The 20,684-nt window shown below is 74.3% G+C and carries 16 protein-coding genes; 11 read left to right on the top strand and 5 right to left on the bottom strand.

The features are described from left to right. Positions 1-91: 91 nt before the first annotated feature. Complete coding sequence (locus ACZ418_RS21495) at positions 92-682, bottom strand: Rv1733c family protein (RefSeq protein ID WP_468365097.1); 591 nt, start codon at positions 680-682, stop codon at positions 92-94. A 287-nt stretch (positions 683-969) separates the two neighbouring features. Between ACZ418_RS21495 and ACZ418_RS21490 the strand changes: the two genes are divergently transcribed. From ACZ418_RS21490 to ACZ418_RS21475, 4 genes are all read left to right on the top strand, one after another. Then, positions 970-2,058, top strand: coding sequence for a WD40/YVTN/BNR-like repeat-containing protein (locus ACZ418_RS21490; protein ID WP_468365095.1), 1,089 nt, complete (start codon positions 970-972; stop codon positions 2,056-2,058). 93 nt (positions 2,059-2,151) lie between these two features. Then, positions 2,152-2,829, top strand: a complete 678-nt coding sequence (locus ACZ418_RS21485) for a uracil-DNA glycosylase (protein WP_468365093.1) — start codon at positions 2,152-2,154, stop codon at positions 2,827-2,829. Beyond that, positions 2,826-3,800 carry an N-acetylglucosamine kinase gene (locus ACZ418_RS21480; RefSeq protein WP_468365090.1) on the top strand — a complete coding sequence of 325 codons (975 nt, stop codon included), beginning with the start codon at positions 2,826-2,828 and terminating at the stop codon, positions 3,798-3,800. The genes ACZ418_RS21485 and ACZ418_RS21480 overlap by 4 nt, the downstream gene beginning before the upstream one ends. A gap of 188 nt (positions 3,801-3,988) precedes the next feature. Beyond that, complete coding sequence (locus tag ACZ418_RS21475) at positions 3,989-4,915, top strand: sirohydrochlorin chelatase (protein WP_468365087.1); 927 nt, start codon at positions 3,989-3,991, stop codon at positions 4,913-4,915. 97 nt (positions 4,916-5,012) lie between these two features. On the opposite strand, the gene ACZ418_RS21470 is transcribed toward ACZ418_RS21475, so the two are convergent. Further along, positions 5,013-6,050, bottom strand: coding sequence for a lactonase family protein (locus tag ACZ418_RS21470; RefSeq protein ID WP_468365085.1), 1,038 nt, complete (start codon positions 6,048-6,050; stop codon positions 5,013-5,015). A 532-nt stretch (positions 6,051-6,582) separates the two neighbouring features. Beyond that, positions 6,583-8,073, bottom strand: coding sequence for an FUSC family protein (locus ACZ418_RS21465; protein ID WP_468365082.1), 1,491 nt, complete (start codon positions 8,071-8,073; stop codon positions 6,583-6,585). Between the two features lie 241 nt (positions 8,074-8,314). Between ACZ418_RS21465 and ACZ418_RS21460 the strand changes: the two genes are divergently transcribed. The 3 genes from ACZ418_RS21460 (at position 8,315) to ACZ418_RS21450 (ending at position 11,051) form a co-directional block, all read left to right on the top strand. Next, a complete protein-coding gene (locus ACZ418_RS21460; protein WP_468365500.1) occupies positions 8,315-8,791 on the top strand; it encodes an Lrp/AsnC family transcriptional regulator in 477 nt (158 codons plus the stop codon). A 20-nt stretch (positions 8,792-8,811) separates the two neighbouring features. After that, positions 8,812-9,507 (top strand): HAD family hydrolase, encoded by a 696-nt coding sequence (locus ACZ418_RS21455; protein ID WP_468365079.1) that lies wholly within the window; start codon positions 8,812-8,814, stop codon positions 9,505-9,507. A gap of 80 nt (positions 9,508-9,587) precedes the next feature. Continuing rightward, positions 9,588-11,051: an MFS transporter gene (locus ACZ418_RS21450; protein WP_468365077.1), complete on the top strand. Its 1,464-nt coding sequence runs from the start codon at positions 9,588-9,590 to the stop codon at positions 11,049-11,051. Positions 11,052-11,725: 674 nt separating this feature from the next. Here the strand turns inward: ACZ418_RS21450 and ACZ418_RS21445 are convergent. Further along, positions 11,726-12,487: a LysR family substrate-binding domain-containing protein gene (locus ACZ418_RS21445; RefSeq protein ID WP_468365075.1), complete on the bottom strand. Its 762-nt coding sequence runs from the start codon at positions 12,485-12,487 to the stop codon at positions 11,726-11,728. 82 nt (positions 12,488-12,569) lie between these two features. Here ACZ418_RS21445 and ACZ418_RS21440 point away from each other — a divergent pair, with 82 nt between their 5' ends. The 3 genes from ACZ418_RS21440 (at position 12,570) to ACZ418_RS21430 (ending at position 18,951) form a co-directional block, all read left to right on the top strand. Continuing rightward, positions 12,570-12,971 (top strand): DUF5997 family protein, encoded by a 402-nt coding sequence (locus ACZ418_RS21440; protein WP_468365072.1) that lies wholly within the window; start codon positions 12,570-12,572, stop codon positions 12,969-12,971. Between the two features lie 122 nt (positions 12,972-13,093). Then, positions 13,094-13,948, top strand: coding sequence for a DUF4132 domain-containing protein (locus tag ACZ418_RS21435; RefSeq protein WP_468365069.1), 855 nt, complete (start codon positions 13,094-13,096; stop codon positions 13,946-13,948). Then, entirely contained in the window at positions 13,945-18,951 is a 5,007-nt protein-coding gene (locus tag ACZ418_RS21430) for a hypothetical protein (RefSeq protein ID WP_468365067.1), read from the top strand. Before ACZ418_RS21435 ends, ACZ418_RS21430 begins: the two co-directional genes overlap by 4 nt. On the opposite strand, the gene ACZ418_RS21425 is transcribed toward ACZ418_RS21430, so the two are convergent. Next, complete coding sequence (locus ACZ418_RS21425; protein WP_468365065.1) at positions 18,860-19,474, bottom strand: hypothetical protein; 615 nt, start codon at positions 19,472-19,474, stop codon at positions 18,860-18,862. The two genes, ACZ418_RS21430 and ACZ418_RS21425, sit on opposite strands and share 92 nt — an antisense overlap. Before the next feature lie 18 nt (positions 19,475-19,492). Here ACZ418_RS21425 and ACZ418_RS21420 point away from each other — a divergent pair, with 18 nt between their 5' ends. Next, positions 19,493-20,662, top strand: a complete 1,170-nt coding sequence (locus ACZ418_RS21420; RefSeq protein WP_468365063.1) for an ATP-binding protein — start codon at positions 19,493-19,495, stop codon at positions 20,660-20,662. The last annotated feature ends 22 nt before the right edge of the window (positions 20,663-20,684 follow it).

Below are 20,684 nucleotides of genomic sequence, written 5' to 3'. Positions count from 1 at the left end.
GGAGCTTGACGACAGGGCTGGGCCTGCGCGGAATGGATCACAGGCGGCGCCGGTCCCCGGCCGGGCGGGGACGCGAGGCCGTCGGCCGTGGTCAGACCATCCGTCCCCACTGCGGTCCGAGCCGTGCCCACTCCGTGTCCCAGGCGCGCATGCGGCGGCGTTCCAGCCGGCCGCGCAGGGCGAGGCCGCCGACGAAGGGGACGGCCGCCGCGCTCACGCCCACCAGACAGCCGATCAGGGTGCCCCGGAAGGCGGCCTCGGAGGCGGAGGCGGGGCGGTTGACGAGCCGGCCCTGCGGGTCGGTCCAGACCGTGACCGGTGTGCCGGCCCTGCTGCCGGGCTCCACCCGGACCTGGCCGGTGTGGGTGGAGCCGTCGGCCGCGGTCCAGCCCACCTTGGCCCAGACGCGTTCACCGGAGGAGGCGTGGCTGTGCCCGCGGGAGGTTCCGGGGGCCCGCCCCACCACGTGGGCGACGACGGGACGCCAGGCCGCCCGCTCCCTCGCGAGTCCGTGCTCCACCGTCTCGGCCGCCACGAGGCCGGCCGAGACCCCCGCCAGGACGGTCAGCAGCCAGGCGCCGAGCAGTACCCAGGCCTCCATCACGTCGGCCCGGCGTTTGAGCGGGTTGCGCCGCCAGCGCCACAGCCACACCTTCGGACCACGGAACGCCTTCAAAGGCATCCTCCTCACGAGCGCACCGACCGGCCGGACCGCCCTCCCATACGCGGGAGATCGCTCCATTGCTCACGACGAGCCGTCTCCCGACGGTCGCACGAGACACGCCCCCCGCGCAGGCGCATGCCGCAACGGGCCCGGGACGATCTCCGCCACCCGCCGACGACACCGCTGTGACCTGTGGGAACGTGCACACATGGGGAGACTGTCAGTGGTGGGGTGCAGACTGGCCGATAACCGACGACTACCTGTCTCACGACTACCTGGACGAAGGCGTCCCGGAGGTGATCGGCATGACCGAGGTACTGCTGGCGGTGGGCACCCGCAAAGGCCTGTTCATCGGGCGGCGCAGGGGTGGCGGCACCTGGGAGTTCGACGACAGTCCGTATTTCAACGCGCAGGCGGTGTACTCGGTCGCGATCGACACCCGGGAGGGCCGGCCGCGGCTGCTGGCGGGCGGCGACAGCGCGCACTGGGGCCCGTCGGTGTTCCACTCCGACGACCTCGGCCGCACCTGGACCGAACCCCCGCAGCCGGCCGTCAAGTTCCCCAAGGACACCGGCGCCTCCCTGGAGCGCGTCTGGCAGCTGCACCCGGCCGCCGCCGAGCCCGGCGTGGTCTACGCGGGCACGGAACCGGCGGCGCTGTACCGCTCGGAGGACCGCGGCGAGAGCTTCGAGCTGGTCCGGCCGCTGTGGGAGCATCCGACGCGCTCGCAGTGGGTGCCGGGCGGCGGCGGTGAGGGCCTGCACACCGTGGTCACGGACTCCCGCGACCCCAAGGCGGTCACCGTGGCCGTCTCGACGGCCGGCGTGTTCCGCTCCAGCGACGGCGGGGCGAGCTGGGCGCCGTCCAACTCCGGTGTGTCCGCGGTGTTCCTGCCGGACCCGAACCCGGAGTTCGGCCAGTGCGTGCACAAGATCGCCAAGGATGCGGGCGACCCGGACCGGCTGTATCTGCAGAACCACTGGGGGGTGTACAGAAGCGACGACGCGGGCGCGCACTGGACGGACATCGGCGCGGATCTGCCGTCCACGTTCGGCTTCGCGATGGCCACGCATCCGCGCCGGGCCGGCACGGCGTACGTCTTCCCGATCAACGCCGACGCGGACCGGGTGCCCGCCGAGCACCGCTGCCGGGTCTTCCGCACCGCGGACGCGGGCCGGACCTGGGAGCCGCTGTCCAAGGGTCTGCCGGAGGAGGATCACTACGGCACGGTGCTGCGGGACGCCCTGTGCACCGACGACGCCGACCCGGCAGGTGTCTACTTCGGCAACCGCAACGGCGAGGTGTTCGCCTCGGCCGACGACGGCGACAGCTGGCAGCAACTGGCGGCGCATCTGCCGGACGTGCTGTGCGTGCGGGCGGCGGTGATCGGCTGACACGGGCGGGGTGGGGCCGCGGGGGGGGGGCGTCACCGTCGGCTTCGGCCATCGGTTGATCACCGGGCCATGTCCGGCAGTAGGGTGACGCCCGTGGCACCACGACCCTTGCATGAAATCGTCGAACCGGGCTGGGCGAAGGCCCTCGAACCCGTCGCGGAACGGATCGCCGGGATGGGCGACTTCCTGCGCGCGGAGATCGCCGCGGGACGCACCTACCTCCCGGCCGGACCCAACGTCCTGCGGGCCTTCCAGCAGCCGTTCGACGACGTACGGGTCCTGATCGTCGGTCAGGACCCGTATCCCACCCCGGGGCACGCGGTGGGCCTGTCGTTCTCGGTCGCGCCCGAGGTACGCCCGCTGCCGCCCAGCCTGATCAACATCTTCCGCGAGCTGAACACCGACCTGGGGCTGCCCCAGCCGTCCAACGGCGACCTCACTCCGTGGACCCAGCAGGGCATCCTGCTGCTCAACAGGGCACTGACCGTGGCTCCACGCCGCCCGGGCGCCCACCGCGACAAGGGCTGGGAGGAGGTCACCGAGCAGGCGATCCGAGCCCTGGCGGCACGCGGCAAGCCGCTGGTCGCCATCCTCTGGGGCCGGGAAGCCCGCAATCTGCGGCCGCTGCTGGGCAGCCTGCCGGCGATTGAGTCCGCGCATCCCTCGCCCAGGTCGGCGGACTACGGCTTCTTCGGCTCGCGTCCGTTCAGCCGGGCCAACGACCTGCTGATCCAGCAGGGCGGACAGCCGGTGGACTGGCGACTGCCGTGACCGTCCCCGGCTATCTGGCGGTGGACTCCGGAGGCTCCGGTCTCCGGGTCGCCGTCGGCGTGCCGGGCCGGGCGCCCGTCGCCCAGCGGAAGTCGCCGGAGCCGGTCCGCACGGGCGCGCGGGGCATCGATCCCGCCCATCTGATGGCCCAACTCGTCCCGCTGGCCCGCGCGTCCGCAGCGGAGGCCGGAGTGGACGCGCTGGACACGGCCGTCGTCGGCGCCGCCGGGTTCGCCACCCTGGGCGACGCGCTGCGCGCCGAACTGCCGGGTGCCCTGGCCCACGAGCTGGGCGTGAGGCGGGTGGCGCTCGCCGCCGACGCCGTCACCGCCTACGTCGGCGCCCTCGGACCGCGTCCGGGTGCAGTGCTCGCCGCGGGCACCGGGCTGATCGCGGTCGGCACCGACCTCACGGCCTGGCGCCGGGCCGACGGCTGGGGCCATCTGCTCGGCGACTGTGGCAGCGGCGCCTGGATCGGCCGGGCCGGCCTGGAGGCGGCGCTGCGCGCCCACGACGGCCGGGACGGCGGCTCCGCACCGCTGCTGGCTTGCGCGGAGGAGCAGTTCGGCCCGGTACTCGGGCTGCCGGGACAGCTCTACCCGCGCTCCGACCGGCCCGCCGTACTGGCCGCCTTCGCCCCCCAGGTGGCCGCGTGCGCCGCGCACGACCCGGTCGCCGCGGGCATCCTGCACGCCGCGGCCCGGCACATGGCCGAGTCCGTCGCGGCCGTGTGCCCGGCGGACGGGGAGCCGCGACTGGCGCTCACCGGCGGCCTGTTCCGGCTGGGCGAGCCCCTGCTCACACCCCTGCAGGAGGAGTTGGCGAGCAGGCTGCCGCACGCCCGGCAGGTGCCGGCGGAGGGCGACCCCCTGCACGGCTCGGTACGGATCGCGAGCGACCTCGCGGCCGGCCGGCTCACCCTGCCGGGTGAACCCACCATGCTCTACGAGGCCCCCGTGCAAGGCGATTGAGGTCCCCGTCGAGGTCCCCGCAAAAGCGGATTGTTCCCCCTTGTCATCGCTTTGTCGGTTCATGTTCCCGGCACGTGCCCGGACCATGCGTCGCCGTCGCGTAACTCATCAGACAAAACCGGACGGATACCGCTCACCTGCACCCTCCCCGAACGGAGTAACCCGAGAAACCAGTAACATGCGGCGCCATGAGCACCCCCACTGGGCCCGAGTCCGGCCTGCCAGTACGAATGCCGCGACCCCGCCAGCCCGGACGGCACCGCCGACCGGAACCGCTGGTGGCTCCCGAGGGTGCGCCCGCGCTCGCCCTCGCGGTGCCCGGTGCGCCCAGCGCCGCCACGCGCGCCCTCGCCGAGGAGGTCGTGAGCATCGCCCGCTCCGAGCTGCCCGGCCTGGACGCCCGGATCGGATACCTGGACGGGGACGACGCCGAGTTCCCCACGCTGCGGTCCGTGCTCGAGCGCGCGGCCGAGGAGCGCACGGCCCGTTACGAGCAGGCCGTCGCCGCCGGGGTCGAGGGCGTCAAGGAGCCCGACGGCCCGGTCGCCGTCGTCGTCCCGCTGCTGGCCGGTCCGGACAGCTCCCTGTTGCGGCAGATCCGCCAGTCCGTGATGGACAGCCGGGTCGCCGCCGATCTGACCGACGTGCTCGGTCCGCACCCGCTGCTCGCCGAGGCGCTGCACGTGCGGCTGTCCGAGGCGGGGCTGGCCCGTGCCGACCGCGCACGGCTGTTCACCGTGGCCACCGCCGCGGACGGCATCATCCTGGCGTCCGTGGGCGGCGAGGAGGCCGTACAGGCGGCCGGGATCACCGGCATGCTGCTCGCCGCGCGCCTCGCCGTGCCGGTGATGGCGGCGGCCCTGGACCAGGAGGGCTCGATCTCCTCCGTCGCCGAGCAGCTGCGTTCCTCGGGCTCGCAGCAGCTGGCCCTCGCGCCGTACCTGATCGGCCCGGAGATCGAGCCGGCGCTGCTGGCGGCGGCCGCCGAGGAGGCGGGCTGCGCCACGGCCGAGGCGCTCGGCGCGTACCCGGCGATCGGCAAGCTCGCCCTCGCCAAGTACACGACGGCGCTGGGCATCGCCCCGCAGCAGCCGCAGGGCATGCCGGTCCGCTGACCCACGCCGGCATCCACGGCACCCGTACGACACAGGGCCCGCTCCGCACCCCGGAGCGGGCCCTTCGCCTTGCCGGTACGCCCGCTTCCTCGCGGGCTCAGCCGAAGACGACGCAGGAGGCCGCGGGGACCGGTACCGAGCCCTCGTAGCGGGGCAGCCCCGTCGCCTCGTCCACGGCGAACCAGGTCACGTCGCCGGAGCGCTCGTTGGCGGCGTAGAGGAAGCCGTCGTACTGGGCGAGCGCGCGCGGCCAGTGCCCGCCGCAGGGCACCGTGCCGATCAGCCGGAGCGCCTCGCCCTCGACGGCGAGGATCGACAGCACGTCCTCGCCGCGGGTCGCGGTCCACACGAACCGGCCGTCGGGCGAGACCACGATCCCGGACGGATAGGCGTCGCCGGCCGGGGCGCCGGGCAGCACGGGAACCTCGGCCAGCGGCCTGAGCGAGCCGGCCTCGGCGTCCCAGCGGCACACCGTGACCGTCGGGGTGAGTTCGTTGACGACGTAGACGTGCGCGCCGTCCGGGTGGAAGGCCAGATGGCGCGGGCCGGAACCGGGGCGCAGGGCGAACTCGCGGTGCAGGGCGGGAACGCCACCGTCGAGGGTGCAGAGCCGCACCGAGTCCGTGCCGAGGTCGACACTGACGGCCCACCGGCCGCTCGGGTCGGGCTGCACCTGGTGGGCGTGCGGACCGCGCTGGCGCCGGTCGTGCGGGCCGGAGCCGGTGTGCTGGAGCCGCCCGGAGGGCTTGGCGGCGAGCGAGCCGTCCGGACGCACGGGTACGGCGGTGACGCTGCCGCAGCCGTAGTTGGCGGTCAGCACATGGCCGGCGTACAGGCCGAGGTGGGTCGGTCCGCTGCCGTCGACCCGCACGGGCGGCCCGGCGAGCTCCGGCCGGCCGTCTTCGACACGGTAGGCGGCGACGGCGCCCTCGGCGGTCTCGCTGACCGCGTAGAGCGTCTGCCCGTCCGGGGCCAGGACCAGGTAGGACGGGTCGGGTACGTCGTTCACCGCGGTGCCGAGGAGGAGGGCGCCACCCTTCGGCGCGACCTCGGCGGTCACGAGGCCGGGGCCGCCGGCTGCCGTGAACGAGCCGATGAACGCCCGGCGCCTGCCGGACCTGCCGTCCTGTGCCACCGCTGTCCCCTCTCGGTCGTGCCCGTCCGGGGCCGACGGTAGCAGCCGATCATGCGCGGTCTAGACCAAGGGGCGGGCGTGGTCGGCGGTTCTTTTCCTCGACCGTGCCATCGCCTCGCGGGCCGTGTCGGTGCCTCGGGGGCCTCTGCCGTCAGTTGCGAGGCTGTCATCGCACCGCTGACGCCCGGCGCTCGCACCGCCCGCCCAGCGGCAACGCCGGGCAGGCGGGCTCAGTCCCTCAGCCATAGTCCAGACCAGACACGACACGGCTCAGGCGCTACCGGCCGCGGCCCGATACTGCCCGGCTCAACCCCTTGCCACAGCCACAGAGCGGCCCCGCTCAGGCCCGATCCACCGCAGCTCCGGAGCGACCCCGAGCAGCCCCCGCCAGCCGGACCATCGACGGCCAAGACTCAGCCCCCGCGAGCCGCGTCCTCGACGGCCCAGACGCCCAGACTCAGCCCCACCAGCCGCACCCTCGACAACGGCCCCAGCTCAGGCCCGATCAACCGCACTCCGACGGTTTCCCGGCTCAGGCCCCCACCAGGCGCGACCCGGTCGGGGCTCCCAGGGGCTCGGCCAGGTCGGCGAGGGCGCGTTCCAGGCCGTGCAGGTGGGCCAGGGCGGGCTCGGCGGGTGGCTCGGCGGGACTGCCGACGTGCTCCAGCCGGCCCGCGGTGAGCGCCTCGACGGCGGACTCCACGCGCCAGCAGGCCGCGGCCAGCCGGGCGTCGTGCGAGGCCTCGGGGTCGGCGGCGACCGCCACCAGGCCCCGCACCTCACGGGCGCAGTCGTCGAGGAGGGCGAGGACCCGGCGGGCGCGCTCCTTGCGGGCCGGCATCGGGTTCAGCGGGTGCACCAGCGGGGCGACGGCCAGCCGGACCCGGCCGAGCAGCTGCTCCAGTTCGGCGACGCGGGGCGCCGGGTCGGCGGTCGTGGAGCCGGCGAGGCGAGCCGCGGCCTCGGCCGTACAGGCGTGGACGCAGCGCAGAGCCCGCTGGATCCAGGCGTCCGTGATGGCGTGGGTGGTGACCGGCAGGACGAACAGCACGGCGAGCGCGGCGCCGAGCGCCCCCACGCCGGTCTCGGCCAGACGCAGCGCGAGCAGGCCGGGGCTCAGGACGCCGAGGAGGGCGTAGAGCAGTTCGGCGAGCAGGGTCACGCAGAGCATCATCCAGGTGTACGAGACGGCGGCCGTGTAGAAGATGCCGAAGACGGCGACGGCGATCAGGACCGCAGTCGGGACCGGCGCGCCGCCCACGGGTACGGCGACGAGGAAGCCCAGGCAGATGCCGATCACCGTGCCGAGGACCCGGCGGAAGCCGCGTACCAGGGTCTCGCCGCGCGAGGCGGTGTTGACGAAGATCCACCAGGTGGCGCCGACGGCCCAGTACCAGCGCTGTCCGGACACCAGTTGCCCGACGACCAGCGCGAAGCCCGCGCCGGCGGTCGCCTGGACGGCCTGCCGCGTGGTCACCCGGGCGAGGCCGCGCCCGGCAGGGGGAGCCGGTACGACGGCCGGGGGCAACCGGCGCTCGTAGCACCACACGCCGAAGCGCACCACGGCCGCGCTGAGCACGGACAGCAGGACGGCGGCGTACAGCTCGGGCAGCTGCGCGGGGGTGGCGTGCAGGAACTGGGCGACGAAGAAGGTCATGAACGCGAACACGCCGAGGCTGTGCCCGCGCGGTCCCCAGCGGCGCGCGTACACCCCGGCACCGACGACGGCCAGGAAGACGAGGTCGCGCGCGACGGGCACGGCGTGCAGCTCGGCCGCGGCGGCGAGCACCGGCACACCCACGGCGGGCAGCAGCGCGGTGGTGACGGCCTGCCCGCGCACGGTCGGGTCGGCGACGGTGAACAGGGCGAGGAGGGCCGCGAGACCGCCGGTGACCGCGCCGATGATGGACTGACCGGCGAGGAAGCAGACGACGACCGCGAGGCCGATGCCGAGGACGGCCCGCGCGGCGAAGCGCAACCGCGCCCGCCCCGGGTCCGGAGCCACGAACATCCTCTTCAGCACTGCTGCCCTCCCCATGGAAACCGGACGGAACACCGGCACAGAAAAGGCGCCGCGGGGGTCCGCAGCGCCATCGACCTGTCCATGAGAGCATCACCGCGGTCACTGGCTCAAGTGTGAACCTAATCGCTGTGCCATTGGCCCAGAAGCACACAGGTGCTCGTGTCGAGCAGCGGGCCAACGGACCAGGTCGGACGGCACAGGCGAAGATGGGCCCGCTGAGCCATTGGTACAGTCGTCCATGATGGCCGTGGACGAACTCGACACCCGCATCCTGCGACTGCTCCTGGAACAGCCGCGCACCAGCGTGCGCGAGTACGCCCGCATCCTCGGCATCGCCCGCGGCACACTCCAGGCCCGGCTGGACCGGCTTGAGCGGGACGGCGTGATCACCGGCACCGGCCCTTCCCTCTCCCCCGCCGCCCTGGGCCATCCGGTGCTGGCGTTCGTGCACATCGAGGTCACCCAGGGCCACCTGGACGACGTCGGGGACGCGCTGGCCGCCGTACCGGAGATCGTGGAGGCGTTCTCGATCACGGGCGGTGGCGATCTGCTCGCCCGGGTGGTGGGCCGGGACAACGCCCATCTGGAGGACGTCATCCAGAAGCTGATCAGCCTGCCGGGCGTGGTGCGCACGCGTACCGAGGTGGCGCTGCGCGAGCGCGTCCCGCACCGGCTGCTGCCCCTGGTGGAGTCGATCGGCCGGGCGGCGCGCGCCTGACGCTTGGCATGCTGGAGCGCATGAGCGATCTCGGCGGCCTCTCGGTCATCTTCGATCTCGACGGAACGCTGGTGGACAGCGAACCGAACTACTACGAGGCGAGCCGGCAGACCCTGGCCGGGCACGGCGTCCCGGACTTCACCTGGGCGGACAACGAGGCCTACGTAGGCATCGGCAACCAGGACGCGACGCGGCTCTGGAAGGAGCGCTACGGCCTGAGCGCGCCGGCCGAGGACCTGCTCACCGAGCTGAACCGGCGGTACCTGGAGATCGCCCGCACCCGTACCCCTGTGTACCCGGAGATGCGCACGTTCGTGGAACTCCTGGCCGCCGACGGGGTACCGATGGCCGTCGCGTCGGGGTCCTCCCCGGAGGCGATCGAGGCGATCCTCTCGGGCACGGGCCTGGGCGCCTGTCTGCGCACAGTGGTGTCCGCCGAGGAGGTGCCGCGCGGCAAGCCCGCCCCCGATGTGCTGCTGGAGGCGGCCCGGCGGCTCGGCGCGGACCCCGGTGACTGTGTCGTCCTGGAGGACGCAGCACCGGGCGCGGCCGCCGCCCACGCGGCCGGCATGCGCTGTATCGCCGTCCCCTACGTGGCCGCCCAGGCCGGCCTGCCCGAGTTCGCCACGGCCGCCCTTCTGCTGCGCGGCGGCCAGACGGAGTTCACGGCACAGTCGGCGTACGCGTGGCTCCGGGCCACGGCGCGGTGCCACTGAGCGGCACCGGCACCGGCCGCCCCATCCTGCTTGGGCGCTCCTGCCGTGCGCGGGAGGCGGTGGCTGCCTAGCGTGATCCCATGACCACAGACAGGGCCGGGCCGGCCCCGCACGACCGACGCTGGAAAGCACTCGCCGTCTGTCTGACGGCGGCCTTCATGACCTTGCTGGACACCTCGATCGTGAACGTGGCGCTGCCCTCGGTGGAGCACGGACTGCACGCCAGCACAGCCGAACTGTCGTGGGTGATGTCCGGATACGCCCTCACCCTCGGTCTGGTCCTGGTCCCGGCAGGGCGGCTCGGTGACATGCGCGGACGGCGCCAGACCTTCCTGACCGGGCTCGCGCTGTTCACCCTCGCCTCGGCGGCCTGCGGGCTGTCCACCGGCGCCGCCTGGCTGGTGCTGTTCCGGCTGGTCCAGGGGGCTTCGGCGGGCCTGATCGCGCCGCAGACCTCGGCGCTGATCCAGCAGATGTTCCAGGGCGCCGAGCGGGCCCGCGCGTTCGGCATGATGGGCAGCACCATCGGCATCTCCACGGCGGTCGGCCCGCTCGCGGGCGGCCTGCTGATCCAGGCGGCCGGCGGCCCCGACGGCTGGCGCTGGGTGTTCTACGTCAATCTGCCCATCGGGGTGGCCGCCTTCTGCGCGGCGCTGCGACTGCTGCCCCGCTCCCCCGGCTCACCGGGCAAGCGCGAGTGCTTCGACGTGCCGGGCGTCCTGCTCCTCGGCTCCGGTGTGCTCGCCCTGATGCTGCCCCTGGTGCAGGAACAGCAGTGGCACGGACGGCTGAAGTGGGCCCTGCTCCCGGTGGGCGCCGGGCTGCTGGCCGCGTTCTGGGCGTGGGAACGGCGCCAGGGACAGCGCGGCCACGCGCCCCTGGTCGACCTGCGGCTCTTCTCGCTGCGCTCCTTCTCGCTGGGCGCGCTGCTGAGCCTGGTGTACTTCGGCGGCTTCACGACGCTGTTCTTCGTCTACACGCTGTTCCTGCAGAACGGCATGGGTTACGGCGCACTGGCGGCGGGCCTGTCGTCCATGCCGTTCGCGGCGGGCTCGGCGGCCGGTGCCGCCGCGGGCGGCCGTCTGGTGGTGCGCTTCGGACGCAAGCTGGTCATCGCCGGGCTGTGCACGGTGGCGGCGGGCATGTGCGGCGTCATCGCGGCCGTGCACTGGGTACCGGGGCGGGGCGTGGCCTGGGCGGCCGCGTTCCCGCTGCTCGTCGCCGGCATCGGCTCGGGCCTGACCATCTCCCCCAACACCACGCTCACCCTGTCCCTCGTGCCCGTACGGCGGGGCGGGGCCGCGGGCGGGGTACTCCAGACCGCCCAGCGCATCGGCTCGGCGGCCGGTGTCGCCGTGGTGGGGGCGGTGTATTTCGCCCACCTGGCCAACCACGCCGGCCCCGCCACCGCACTCCAGTACGGCCTGCTCACCTCGGTCGGCATCATCCTGCTGGCCCTCTGCCTGGCCTTCGCCGACCTGCGGGAACGCCGGGTCCATCAGCAGCCGGAGCAGGAGAGGGAGGCGGCGCGGGAAAGGGTGTAGGGGCCGGTGGCCGGGCGGGGCGCGGAGGGCCATGACGGCACGGCGCCGGCGGCGCGAAGGGGCGTGGAGCGCGGTGGTGGCCCCAGCATCGGCCGCACGGAACGGGCCGCGCGGCACAGAGCGCGAAGCAAGGTGACGGGCCCCGGCGCCGGGTCGTAATCGGCTACGACTCCGCGGGGCAGGGCGCATGGTCTCGGCCGTACGACTTGGGCTGGGTCGTCGGGGGGCTGCGGCCGTGCGGCATCGGTCCTACGGCACCGGGTGTGCCAGGGCATGGGGCACGGGGCGCATGGCCTTGGCACGAGTTGCTCGCCGTCGCCGCGCGGCAGGAGCGGGCCGCTCGGCACTGTGGGCGGCGGACCGGCGCGGTTACCGGCACGAGTGGAGTGGACCCGCCCCGTGCGTGACTGCCGGGCATCCCACGATCGACGCCGCGAAGGTGGCGCCGGGGCGTTTACGTGGCGCAAGCGGCGCCCATCTCGGTGACCGGCCGACGCCCGGCGCGGCTGCTGCAACGCCGCGGCCACACCAGGTGCCGCCTGAGCCGGTGCCGGCGGGCTCGGACCGGGCCCGGGCCGTCTTGCCCAGGGGCCCGTCCGCTCCGCCACGCGCCCACCCCGCGCCCCCCTTTGGCGTCCGCAGTCGGCGCGGTCGAAGCCGCCGCTCCGCCCCCCTCACGACCTCCGGCGCGGCTTGCCCCGCTTGGGGGTCTGCTTGCCCCCCGCCGTGCGGGCGCGCGGATTGCGGCCCGTCGGCTTCGGCGCCGGCTTCTGGCGGGTCCCGCTCGCCTCGGCGCGCTTCCGTTGCTGCTCGGCCGGCGGCTTGGTGCGGCCGCGCGTGCTGTTGACGGTGCGGCCGCGGACGATGCCGATGAAGTCCTCCACCAGGTCGGTGGTGGCCTCCTCCGGCCAGGACAGGGCGACGCTCGACTGGGGGGCGTCGGCGACCGGGCGGTAGGTGAGGTCCTTGCGGTGATGGAGACGGGCCAGGGACTGCGGGACGACCAGCAGGCCGACGTTCGCGGCCACCAGCTCGATCGCGTCCTCTGTCGTCGCGGGGCGCTCGAAGGCGGGTTCGCCGGGCGGGCTCTCCCAGTCGAAGACGTCGTCCAGCGGGTGGAAGAGCACCTCGTCGGCGAGGTCGGCCAGGGTCACCTCGTCCGCGGCCGTGATCAGGTGGTCCTTGGGGACGACGACCACCGTGGTCTCGGTGTAGAGGGGGATCGCGCTGAAGAACGTACGGTCCACCGGGAGCCGTACGAGGCCCGCGTCGGCCTCGCCCGAGCGCAGCACCTCGGGCGCCTCGGCCGCGGGGACCTGGACCAGGGTGAGCGGGATGTCCGGCAGGCGCTCGTTCCAGATCCTCACCCATTTGGCGGGCGTCACTCCGGGTACGTACGCGAGCCGGAACGACGGTGATTCCTCCGAGCCTGTCACCAGGCCAGGTTACCGGCCGTGACCCGCCCTCCGTCACCGGCCGTGGTCGGCGGCCCGGCACACGGCCGATACCCTTGGCCTCATGAGTTCGCAGCAGAGCACCCAGACGATGAAGCCCGCGACCGCGGCGAAGAAGCTGGGTGTGTACCTCCACGCCACCCCCGCCTCGTTCCAGGAGGGCGTCGTCACGCGCGCCGAGCTGAACGAGCTGCAGGCGAACCCGCCGGAGTGGCTGAGCGAGCTGCGGCGCAACGGTCCCCACCCGCGTCCGGTGGTCGCCGCGAAACTCGGCGTGTCCATCGCCGGCCTCGCGCGCGGCGGGGTCACCGAGCCGCTGACCACCGAGCAGATCGAGGCGCTCAAGCAGGAGCGGCCCGAGTGGCTGGAGAAGGAGCGCGCCACCCAGGCCGAGGTCCGCAAGGAGGCCGCGCGGATCAAGCAGCTGAAGAAGGAGAAGCAGGAGCGCGCCGCCGGGCGCGACTGATCCTTCTCCGCTCGCTTTTCCAGAACCGTTTTTCCACAACGCCCTCCGATCCTCGGAGGGCGTTGTCAGTGGCCTGCCCTACAGTTCCCGTCACTTGATCAACACGGGTGCGGGAGGCACGTATGGGGTGGGTGTCGGCAGGTGACTACGAAGTCGCCCTCGACGGCGGCAAGGTGGTGTGCCGCAACGCGTCCGGGCGGCGGCTGAAGTCGGTGCCGCCGAAGATCGCCGACGATCCCGCGGTCGTGGGCCTCAGGCAGCTCGTCGAATGGCTGGAGCGGCACGAACGGCAGTGCCTGGCCACGGCCGAGCGGTGGATGGTCCGCTCGCTGCCGGTGCCGCTCGCCGTCGTCACGCGCGTGTGGCCCGACCCGGCCTGGCAGACAGCGTTGCGCGACCTCGTGGTCACCGGTGCCGACGGGCAGGTCGCCGGCTTCCTGCGGGACGCGGATCCCGAGCGCGGCCTGGGCCTGGTCGACCTCGACGGCGACACCGTCCGCATCACTCCCGACCTCGTCCGCATCCCGCACCCGGTCCTCCTCGAAGACCTGGAGGAGCTGCGGGAGTTCGCCGTCGAGCTGGGTGTCGAGCAGGGTGCGCAACAGCTCTTCCGGGAGGTCTGGCACCGCCCGGCCGCGCTCGACGCCGAGGGGACCCAGGTGGAGGAGTACGCCGGCGGCTCCTTCAAGGAGCTGCGCTTCCTGCACGGCCGGGCCGCCCAGCTCGGCTACCGGGTGCGCGGCGGGTACGCCGTCTGCCCCGTCCTGGAGGACGGCCGGGGCGTCGAGGCCCGCGTCTGGGTCGGCGACTACGACGGCTACCTGGAGACCGAGACCGGCCCGCTGGTCTGGTCCGACCCCACCGGGCGGGCGCTGAAGCTCGGTCAGATCGGGCCCGTGGCCTGGTCGGAGGGCATGCGCATGGCGGCCGCGCTGTACGCGGGACGGGACATCGAGGACGAGGAGCGGGCGGCATGACGTACGACAAGACCACGATGGCCGCGCTGCTGGACGCCGGCGCCGTCCTGCCCCCGGGCAGCACCGCGCGCGAGGACGCCGACAGCCTCACCGTGCGCACGTACACGCACCCCGCCCTCGACGGCCGGCAGGTGGCCCGGCTGGTGCCGGGCATGCTGGGCGAGGCGGAGGACCTGGCGCTGGAGTTCCTGGGTCTCGTCCGTGAGTCCGAGGCGCCCGAGGTGGGGCAGGTGCGCCGCGAGACGCTGGGCTTCCCGGCCTGGGCGCTGGTCAACGACCCGGCCAACGGGCATCACGCGCTCGCCCTGGTGAAGGACGTCGAGCGGTTGGCGAGGCAGGCCAAGTCCCGTCCGGGCGCCGCCAAGGAGGGTTTCGAGGCGCTCGGCGAACGGCTGGGCCGGGCCGTGCCGCACTTCCTTCCGACGTTCTACGAACAGGCCGCGCGGTTCTTCCTGGAGCACGAGAACACCACGTACGCCGCCGCGTTCTTCGGCAAGGCCCGCGAGGCCGAGCGGGTGCACGCGCTCGCGGTGGACGAGGAGCGCCAGCGCGCGGTCTTCCTGGAGTTCGCCTTCGCCGGTGCGCTGACCGTGAAGGCCCTCAAGGAGCATGTGCGGGACCTCGCCGGGCGGCTCGAACCGGCCGCGGCCTGGGCGCAGTTCCGGCAGCTGCTCGTGGAGCGCTGTGCGGCCGGCATGCCGCCGTACGCCTCGCTGCCGCAGGACGCGCGGGGGCTGATCAAGGCGGCGGGCCTGCCCCTGGTCACCGAGGAGTGCGCGCTGGTCGCCGACCTGATCGCCTCGCCCGCCGCGGTCCGCGCGCCGCGCTCCTTCTGGACCGCCTACCGCGCCGTGCTGCCGGTGCTCGCCGGGGAACGGCCGGAGATCCGGCTCCGGTTGCTGGAGATCATGCCCGCCGGTCTGGGCCGGGACGCCGAGGACGAGGAGTTCTGGCTGACCCTGCTCGCGGAGACCGGGGCCGACCGGCTGCTGACGGACGAGTCGGAGGCGGCCGGGCACGGCGCCGATCCGGCGGACTGGCTGACCCGATGGGCGTCCTTCCGCAAGCACGGCGGCTCGTACTCCCGCCGCTGCCCGGCCACGCTCGCGCTGGTCGAGCGCATGGCTCCGCTGCTGCGGGCCGCCGGCCGTCCGGTGGACCTGTGCGCCGGACGCTGGCACGCCGGCGCCGATCTCGATCTGCTGGACCTGTGCGCGGCCGAGCGCGTACCGCTGACGCTGCCGAGCGCCGACGTGCCCGTGTATCTGCCGCTGCCCGAGTGGCTGCTGGACACCCGCGCCGGCCGGCGTGATCTGGCGGCCGTCGCGGCCGACCCACGGCTGCGGCGCCTGCTGCACCAGGCCGTGGACAGGGTCGGCGGCCATCAGCGCAGCGAGCAGATGCTGAAGTCGATCGCCGCCCATCCCATCCTCTCCGGGGTGCTGCGGGAGTGGCTGGACGAGGCCGTCGGCGACTTCGCTCGCGCGGCGGGTCTGCCGGGCGCCCACGCGGCGCTGGACCGGCTGCGTCCTTTCCGGGTGATCGCCGCCGAGGCCGCGCCGGACGCGGTGGCCCGGGTGGCCGGCCGCGAGGTGGCGCCGCTGCTCGGCCGCACCCTGCGGGCGGGCATCCTCGACGAGCTGGGCTGGCCCGCTCTGGACGAGGCGCTGACGCTGCTCGACGGCCAGAGCAGGAAGGGCGAGGACAATGCGCTGGCCGTGCACGAGGCCTGGCCCGCGCTGATCCTCTGCCGCGGGCGCAAGGCGGTCGTCGTCGGCCCGGAGCGGATCCTGCTCGACCACGACCTGTGTCTGCCCCATGACCTGGACCGCTGGCAGCGCCCCCGCTTCCGGTACGCGGACGGGGAACTGCTCGTGATGTGGCGGCACGGCAGCAAGCAGTACGGCTACTGGTCCGCGCGGCCCGCCGACGTGTTCGAGCTCGGCGGCGAGCAGCTGCCGTCCTGGTGGTCCGGCCAGGAGGCCGTCGTGCCGTCGATCCCGCTGGCCGGCGGCGGACGTGCCACTGGTGGCCGCACCCTGCACGCGGGGGACACGGACCTGCCGCCGTGCCGCGCGGTGATCGGCGACGGCACCACCCTGTGGCGCCAGGGCCGGCAGGGCAGGCAGACCGTGTGGCTGGAGTACGACCCGGTCACCGGTACGCACGGCCGCGCGTCGCTGCCCGCGCTGCTGCGCTCGGCCGTCCGCGAGGAAGCCGCGCTGCTGCCCGGCGTGTGCGAGGTGCTGCCGCTGCAACCGGGCCTGGAGCACAGCCCGTTCGGCACCGACGGCACGGTGCTGGGGCGCTGGGTGCGCCGGGAGGGCGAGGGTGCCGAGGAGCGCCGTACGGCCGGGACGCCGGACGGTCGGACCGTGTCGGTCAGGGTGGACCACGACGACCGGGTGGGCGTTCCCTTCGGTGCGCTGCGGCTGCCCGGCGGAGCCGAGCCGGTCGTCGTCCAACTGGGCGGTTACCGCGCGCAGTTGGGTGGCACGATCGGCCTGTACGCGGGCGACGACACCTCGCACACCGGCCTGTTGGGCCGGATGACGCCTAACGACCGCGGCGGTGAGTACGCCGCCGGTACCCGCCTCGTCCCACCGCTGCCCTTCTGGCACGCGCTGCGCCCGCGCGACGAGCAGGGCTCGGCGGTGCTGCGCGCGCTGGCCGACGAGCGGGCCGCGGAGCTGCTGCGGCTCACGGCCGAGGCGCTGAAGCTCCGTCAGGAGGCACTGAAGGCGGCCGGTTCGGACGAGACGGCCAAGGCCGCCGTGCCGACCGCGGACGCCGTCACACTGAAGGCCGTCGAGCACGTCCTTCCGGACCTGACGGACGAAAGACTGCGCGTCGGCGTCGCCTCGCTGGTCAGGTCGGCGCTGCGTATCGCCGACTCGGCCACCACCTTCGCGACTCTCCCGAAGGAGAGGCCGGTGCAGCCGCGCAACCGGACCGAGGGCATGTTCGCCGACTACAGCCCCGTGCACGGCGACGACCGCACCCTGTACGCCGCCCTGACCGGAGTCGTCGGGCTGCGCGGCGGGTGGTACGGCGAGCGGTGGAGCGTGCTCCGCCAGGTGCGCGCGGTGAACCACGTGCTGTCCGGCAAGCCCGCCGACGGCAAGCCGCTGCCCGGACTGGCGCGCGTCGGCGCCCTCACGGACGGCTGGACCAGCGAGGAGCACACGGTCCCGGCGATCGGCATGGTGTGGCCGCCCGTGCTCGGCGCCCTGCGAGCGCTGCTGTACCGGGCCGCCTCGCCCGCCCTGGCCGACGCCCAGCGGGAGGCGCTGCTGTCGCTGGCCGAGGCCCTCGCCGAGGGACCGCTCGTCGAGGCCGGCGGCACGCTGCGGGAGGTCGTGCTGAGCGAACCGCAGGAGGAGCAGCAGCAGCGCACCGGGCAGGTGCTGCGCCGGGCCGGGCGCACGGTGGTGATCCTCGGTTCCCAGGGTGTCGACGTCCGGCGGGAGCGGGTCAAGTGGCTGGCACTGGACCACGATCCCGCTGAGGCGTTCGGCGCGGTCGCGCACTTCACGCTGGAGCAGGAGACCCGGTACGCCCCGACGATCTCCGCCGAGGACCTGGCCGCCGTCACCCGTCTCGTCCGCGACAAGGGCGCCGCGCCCTGGCAGCCCGCGGCGCCCGAGGCGCTTCAGGCGGCGACCGGCGGCGCGCTGGGCCCGTTGCAGTCCACCGTGCTGCTCGCCGGGCTGCCGCAGCAGCCGGATCCCGGGCACCTCGCCACCATCGGGCTGAAGCCGAAGCAGCGGGAGTTCGGCGCCGCGCTGCTGGACGGACTGGGCATGGAACGGCGGTCGGCGCTGATGGGCGCGCTGCTGCCGGAAGATCCCGCCGCCCTGTGGACGACGGGACCGGACACCGAGGCCGCGGGACGCGCGTGGACCGAGCGGTTCGGCCCGCTGGTCCGGTTGCCGGAGGACCTCGGCGCAGAGCTGCTCGGCATGGGCGCCGCAGGCGCCGGGGACGTGCTCAATCCGTCCCTCACGCCGTGGCTGAGCCGCACCACGGTCCTGCGTCCGGGCAAGGACGGCGACCTCGTCCCGGAGGACCCGCAGGCGCTGCCGAACAGTTACGCCCTGAGGGGTGCCGTCGGCGCGCTGTCCGCGCTGGCGTACGTCCTGCCGTACGGCCATCCGCTGCGTGCCGCCCTGCCGGAGGGCCTCGCCGCGGTGCGCCGCCGGATGTCCGACCCGGAGCTGATGCTCGGTCTGGACGTGGAGTACACGGAGAAGGGCGGCTCCACCGCCGCGGAGCTGCGCAAAGTGTACGGACTGCCCGCGACCGGCGGCGCGGATGCGCACGGCACGACCAGGGTCGGCGAGGCGCTCGTCCTGCGCCCCTCGTACCGCGACACCGAGACCGTCCTGGTCCGGCCGGCCGGGCTGACCGGGCCCGACGACGCGGTGTTCGGGCTGCTGGAGGGGCTGGTGGGTACGCAGCGCGGCCACGGCCTGCGCGCCCTGCGCACGCTTCTCGGCGAGGAGCTGGGCCGCGCGGTCGCGGCCGGCACCGAGGGCGCCACGGGGTACGCCCAGGACCCGATGGTCAGCGTGCCCGCGCTTGTCGCCGAGGTGGCCGCCGCGCACGGACTGGGCGCGGACGCGGCCGCGCTCTACCTCCAGTTGCTGGCCCTGCCCGATCCGACGGACCGCAACTGCGCCCGCTGGACCGGCTGGAAGCCCGCGCGCCTGAAGAGGGCCCGTGCCGAACTGGCCGCGACGGACCTCGTGGTGGAGGCCAGGCGGCCACGCGCCGGGCGGACCCTGTTCCTGCCGTGCGGCTGGCGCGACCTGAAGTCGCCCGCGCTGCCGGTGGAGACCTGGAAGGAGGGCCTCCACCCGATTCCGGGCCACCGGCGCGCGATACCGCCGGTCCCGGTGCCGGAGCTGTTCACACGCGCCTGGGCCCGTGTCCGCGCGGGCGACGCACCGGCGTACGAACAGCTGACGACCCGGGCGACCGGACGGGGGCGACACCGATGACGTCCAGCGCACCGGGGACCGCGGGGCCGGGCTCCACCGCGCCGAGGTCCATCGGGCCGGGCTCCACCGCGCCGAGGTCCATCGGGCCGGGGTCCATCGGGCCGGGCTCTGCCGAGCCGCGGTCCATCGAGCCGGACTCCACCGGGCTGGGGTCCGCGGGGCCGCGGTCCGCCGGGCCACGCTCCACCGCGCCGGGGGCCAGCGGGTCGGGGTCCATCAGGCCGGGCTCTGCCGAGCCGCGGTCCACCGCGCCGGAGCCCATCGAGCCGGACTCCACCGGGCTGAGGTCCGCGGGGCCGCGGTCCGCCGGACCGCGCTCCACCACGCCGGGGCCCAGCGGGTCGGGGTCCATCAGGCCGGGAACTGCCGGGCCGGACTCCACCGCGTCGGCGTCCGGCTGCCCCCGTTCACGGGCCGCCAGCCCGCTTTCCCTGGCCGCCGGTCCCCTTTCTCCGGTCGCCGGCTGCCATGCTCCCGCCGCGCCGTCCGGTCGCGTGCTCCCTCCGATCTCCTCCCACAGCACCTCGAAGGAATCCCGCCGATGACCACCGCCCTCGCGCCCGACGCGACCCGTCAGATCGTCCCGCCCGAGGAGCGGTACGCCGTCGAACTGGCCTTCCTCGCCGCCCACGACTCCGGGCCTCGGCCGCCCGCGTGGCGGCTCACGCCCCGGGCCGTCGTCACCTTCGTCATGGGCAGCGGCGGCCGGGCGCTGCGGCTGCCCGACGACGCGGAGGCGCCGGAGGGCGTGCCGCGCCGGCTGGAGATCACCGGCAAGTTCGTCGGCGACCGCGCGCTGGTCGAGCGGTGCGTCGTCACGCTGGCCGGTGAGCGGGGCCTGCTGCTCGTCGGCGAGCCCGGGACCGCCAAGTCCATGCTGTCCGAGCTGTTGTCGGCCGCGGTGTGCGGTACCAGCGGGCTGGTCGTGCAGGGAACGGCCGGTACGACCGAGGATCAGCTCAAGTACGGCTGGAACTACGCCCTGTTGCTCGCCCAGGGGCCCAGTCGGCAGGCGCTCGTTCCGTCACCGGTGCTCACCGCGATGGCCCGGGGTGCGATCGCCCGCGTCGAGGAGGTCACCCGCTGTCTGCCGGAAGTGCAGGACTCCCTGGTGTCATTGCTGTCGGAGCGGCGCATCGCCGTACCCGAACTGTCGGGCGGCGAAGACGCGTTGGCGCACGCGGCGCCGGGTTTCAACCTCATCGCCACCGCCAACCTGCGGGACAAGGGCGTCTCGGAGATGTCGGCCGCGCTCAAGCGCCGCTTCAACTTCGAGACGGTCGGCCCCATTTCGGACCTCGACGTCGAGACGGCACTGGTGCGCGGCCAGGCCCGGGCGTCGGTGGAACGGGCGGGTGCGCCCTTCCAGGTGGACGACTCCGTTCTGGAGGCCTTGGTCACCGTCTTCCGTGATCTGCGGGAGGGGCGGTCGGCCGAGGGCTGGGAGGTGGAACGGCCGTCCACGGTGATGAGTACCGCGGAGGCCGTGTCCGTGGCGGGCGCGCTGGGGCTGGCCGCGGCGTACTTCCCGGGCGACCGGGACGTGCTCGGGCTGCTGCCCGGCCATCTCCTCGGTGTCGTACGCAAGGACGACCCGGCGGACGCGGCGCGGCTGCGCGGCTACTGGGACGGCCCGGTTCGGCGCCGGGCCGAACAGGGTTCGGCCACCTGGCGCACGCTGTGGGACCTGCGCACGGTCCTGGAGGGCTGACAGCCGTGTCCCCTGTCTCTCC

Source organism: Streptomyces sp. NPDC030820 (genome assembly GCF_055572075.1).
Note: the sequence above shows the minus strand (reverse complement) of the source record. Positions and strands in the feature narration are given on the sequence as shown.